Source organism: Lentzea waywayandensis, from assembly GCF_900115955.1.
Classification (GTDB): domain Bacteria; phylum Actinomycetota; class Actinomycetes; order Mycobacteriales; family Pseudonocardiaceae; genus Lentzea; species Lentzea waywayandensis.
Map to the genome: position 1 here is coordinate 46,562 of NZ_FOYL01000017.1, position 4,029 is coordinate 50,590.

3 protein-coding genes are annotated in these 4,029 nt (G+C 71.0%); all 3 read right to left on the reverse strand.

The window, feature by feature from the left end; genetic code table 11:
• From BM417_RS41165 to BM417_RS41175, 3 genes are read right to left on the reverse strand one after another with little or no spacing between them, the layout of a single operon-like run.
• Window positions 1–1,002 (reverse strand): 3-oxoacyl-ACP synthase III family protein, encoded by a 1,002-nt coding sequence (locus BM417_RS41165; protein ID WP_093605557.1) that lies wholly within the window; start codon window positions 1,000–1,002, stop codon window positions 1–3.
• Window positions 999–2,807, reverse strand: a complete 1,809-nt coding sequence (locus BM417_RS41170; RefSeq protein WP_143139029.1) for a GNAT family N-acetyltransferase — start codon at window positions 2,805–2,807, stop codon at window positions 999–1,001. Before BM417_RS41170 ends, BM417_RS41165 begins: the two co-directional genes overlap by 4 nt.
• 9 nt (window positions 2,808–2,816) lie before the next feature.
• Entirely contained in the window at window positions 2,817–4,028 is a 1,212-nt protein-coding gene (locus tag BM417_RS41175; RefSeq protein WP_093605559.1) for an MFS transporter, read from the reverse strand.
• Between the last annotated feature and the right edge of the window lies 1 nt (window position 4,029).

Here is a 4,029-nt window from a genome sequence, read left to right on the forward strand (position 1 = left end):
TCACACCTCGATCAACGTGCAGGTCCAGTGCATTCCGCTGCCCGTGCTGGTCAGTGCCACGACCTCGCCAGGAGCGACGAGGTCGCGTTCCACCAGCCACGACAGTCCCAGGATCTGGTCCGCGCACCCCAGGTGCCCGTGCGCGGCGGCCACGTCCGCGTTCACCGCCGACAGCGGCAGGTCCAGCGCCTTCGCCAGGTCACCCAACGCGATCACGTTGTCGTTGAGGTGCACGACCCGTGCCACGGCGGACACTTCTGCCCGTTTGCACGCCCGCTCGACGACCTCGCGGAGGCGGTCCACGGTCATCCGCCCGAACTCGACCATCGCGCGGACGTCGTTGTCGAAGAACTCCGCGAGCCGGGTGAAGGGGTCGCGGATCCGCGGCGGCTCACCACCGCCGAACGGCTGGGCCGTCCCGCCTTCGAGCCTGAAGTAGTCCGCGTAGGTGCCGTCGGTCACCGTCTCGGTCACGAGCCAGCGGAGACCGGGCGAGCTCCTTCGCACCACCACGGCGGCCGCACCGTCGCCGTTGACGCAGGTGTTGACCGCCATCCGGTTCACATAGGTCTCGCACACCCGGTTCGCGCCGATGATCAACGCGACCTCGTGGTCCGGATGGGTCGCGAACCTTCCCGCCACGGTGTCGAACGCGGTCACCGCGCCGCCGCACGCCTGGTTGACCAGGATCGCCTCCGCCCGGCTCGCGCCGATCCGGTGCTGGCACGCGGCCGCCGGATCCCAGTACAGGTGCTCGGCGACGTCGGAGATCGCCAGCACCACCACGTCCACCTCGGCCGCGGTCACACCCGCCGCGTCCAGTGCCCGTCGTCCCGCCTCCACGGCCAGATCGGTGATCCCGACGGACGGGCCGGCCCGGTGGAACGTCCCATATCCCCAGCGGGACAGCTGCCGCTGGTCGGTGAGGTACTCGTCGGCGGCGGCCGCCACCGGGACCGGGTCGCCGAGCGCGACGCCCATCCCCGCCACACCGAAACTCATGAGCCCGCCACCACGGGCTCCCGCGCCACCGAACCATCCACAATGGACCGCGCGATCTCGCCCGCCCGCACGGCCACGGTGGACAGCAGTCCGGAGCTGATGCCGTGCGAGTGCTCGGTGGGCCCCTGCAGGTAGATCCGGCACGACACACCCGGCACGGTCCGGACGCGGTAGTCACGGTCCACCACCGGCCGCCCCCGGTCGTCACGCACGCAGTACTCCCCCAGCTCACCCAGCAATCCGAACACGTCCGCCTCGCGGTAACCCGTGGCACAGACGAGGAAGTCCGCCTCCAGCTCCGACCGTTCCCCGGTCGCCAGCGACACCACGTCGACGACCACGCCGTCAGGCAGGGCGCGCACCTTGTCCGCTGTGGACAGGTTGAGCACCTTCAGCCGTCGCTCACCGGTCACGAGCTCCTGATAGCCGCGCCGGTACAGCTCCTGGATCAGCTCCAGGTCCACGACCGAGTAGTTGGTGTTGCGGTGGTAGCCGAGCACCCTGTCCTTCACCTCGTCCGGCGCACCGTAGAACGTGTCCACCGCGGCGGGGTCGAACACCCGGTTCGCGAACGGGCTGTCGTCGGCCGGCGAGTAGCCGTACCGCCCGAACACCGCGCACACCTCGGCGTGCGGATAGCGGCGGTGCACGTACTCGACCACCTCGGCCGCGCTCTGCCCGGCGCCGAGCACGACGACCCGGCGCGGCTCCACATCCACTTTCTCCAGCCGCGACAACAGTTCGTCGCTGTGCCACACCCGGTCCGACGGCTCCACCCAGGCGGGCAACACCGGCCGCAGCCCGGTCGCGATCACCAGATCCCGGCAGCGCAGCCGCCTGCCGAGCCGGGTGACGACCTCGACCTCGTCGATGCCCGACGTCCCCGCCACCGGCCGCACGCTGACCACTTCCGCGCCGTAGTCGACCCTCGCGGCGAAGCGGCTCGCCACCCAGCACATGTAGTCGTTGAACTCGACCCGTGACGGGAACAACGTCTTGTGGTTGATGAACTCCGCCAGCCTGTCCTTGGCGGCCAGATAGGACAGGAACCCGAACTCGCTGGTCGGGTTCCGCATCGTCACCAGGTCCTTGAGGAACGACACCTGCACCGTCGCGCCGTCCAGCAGCATGTCGCGGTGCCAGGCGAAGCCGTCCTGGCGTTCCAGGAAGCGAGCGGTCACGCCGGTCTGTTCGGCGAGCGCGACCGCCAGTGCCAGGTTCGCAGGCCCGAAGCCGATGCCGACCACGTCGGCGGCCTCGTCCACCCGCGACCTGATGAGCAGCGCCGCCTTCTTGTGCGGGAACACCACCTCGCCCGCGGGCCGGAAGCCGGCGTTGCGGAACGCCCGCTGCGACGCGAGGTTCACCACGTTCGGTTCGGCCACCACCTGCTCGCACTCCGGCTCGGCGGCCAGCAGCCCGTCCGCGACCGCCCGCAGCAGCGCGCTTCCCAGTCCACGCCCGACGTCGGCCGGGTCACCGATCGCCACGTGCACACCCAGGTCGTGCGAGCCCGCCAGGTAGTGCGCGGCAAGCCGGTCGCGGACCACCCGGTAGATCTCCAGGTACGCCAGCGGACGCCCGTCGTAGCAGGCCACGCACGGCAGCGAGTGATCACCCGCGACCTGCCGCGCCAGCTCGTCCGCCCACCGCTGCCGTGGCCACGCCTGATCCCAGGCGGAGGCCACGTGCGGCGTGCTCATCCAGTCCGCCACCATCCCGGCGTCCTCCGGGCTCAGGGGCCGGACGCTCCACGGCGGTGGCAGCACGGGCAACGGCGGTGCGCCGGCCTCGGGATACGTCATCACCACTCCTCAGGCTTGTCGCAACGCACGTTGGCCGAACCCGATCGCCGCCGTCACCAGCACACCCACTCCGCTCACAAGGAACGCCACCGGCGCGCCCGCGCCGACCACCACCGTGCCGACGAGCACCGCCGACAGCGGGTAGGCCCCCAGCGTCACCGCGGAGAACACCGCCATCACGCGGCCTCGCACCTCCGGTGGCGAGATCTGCTGCAGGATCGTCACGGCCAGGATGCTCAGGACTCCGGCGACCACGCCCAGCACGAACATCGCGGCCATCGGCGCGACCGGACCGGGCAGTTGCGGGAACACGATCAGCACAGCGCCGTGCACGACCAGCAACGCGACCGCGGCCAGGCCACGCCGGGCGAAACCCCACAGCAGGCCCGCGATCAGGGTGCCCACGAGCAGGCCCGCGCCCTGCGTTCCGAGCAGCACGCCGAACACCTGCTGGCCGTCGGCAGACCGTTCGTCCGCGAGCACCGGCAGCGCGACGTTCATCGTGCCCGCGGACGCCAGGTGCAGCACGCCCGCGATCAACGTGATGGACAGGAAGAGCTTTGACCCCTTGACGAAGGCCCAGAGACCACCGGTGCCCTCGTCCGTCCGGACTCCCGGTCGTGACCGGAGGAACAGCAGCATGCCTGCCGAGACGGCGAACGTGGCCGCGTCCACCGCGAGCACGACGGTAGGACTGAGCACCGCGCTGGCCAGCCCGCCCACGAACGTGCCGGCCATGACGGTGAAGACCAGCAGCCCTTCACCGATTGCGTTGCCCGCGGCGAGCTCGTCCTCCGCGACCAGCGCGGGCAGCACCGCCCAGTAGGCGGGCAGGAACACCCCGTCCAGCGTGCCGAGCAGCACCACGCCGATGCCGAAGTGCAGCAGGTCGAACCCGTCCCCGGAGACCATCACCACCAACCCGGCGAGCACCACGGCCCTCGCACCGTCGGCGAAGAGCATCACCGTGCGCGGCTGCCAGCGGTCAGCCAGCCAGCCACCGAGCGGGGAGCCGGCCATGCGGGCGATCCCCAGGGCGGTGAGCATCGCGGTGAGGTCGGCCGCGTCACCGTGCCGCAGCACCACGAACGGCAGTGCCACGACGAGCAGCATGTCGCCGAACGTGGACAGCATCTGACCGCCGACCAGCCACCGGAACTCGGCGTGCCGCAGCGGCCGGAAGACGCCGCGCACGGACACCTCGGGGTTCGCCCGCGTCATC

Bases quoted from the DNA above. Each gene is read 5' to 3' on its own strand.
- BM417_RS41165 (WP_093605557.1), bottom strand. From the start codon at position 1,002: ATGAGTTTCGGTGTGGCGGGGATGGGCGTCGCGCTCGGCGACCCGGTC.
- BM417_RS41170 (WP_143139029.1), bottom strand. From the start codon at position 2,807: ATGACGTATCCCGAGGCCGGCGCACCGCCGTTGCCCGTGCTGCCACCG.
- BM417_RS41175 (WP_093605559.1), bottom strand. From the start codon at position 4,028: ATGACGCGGGCGAACCCCGAGGTGTCCGTGCGCGGCGTCTTCCGGCCG.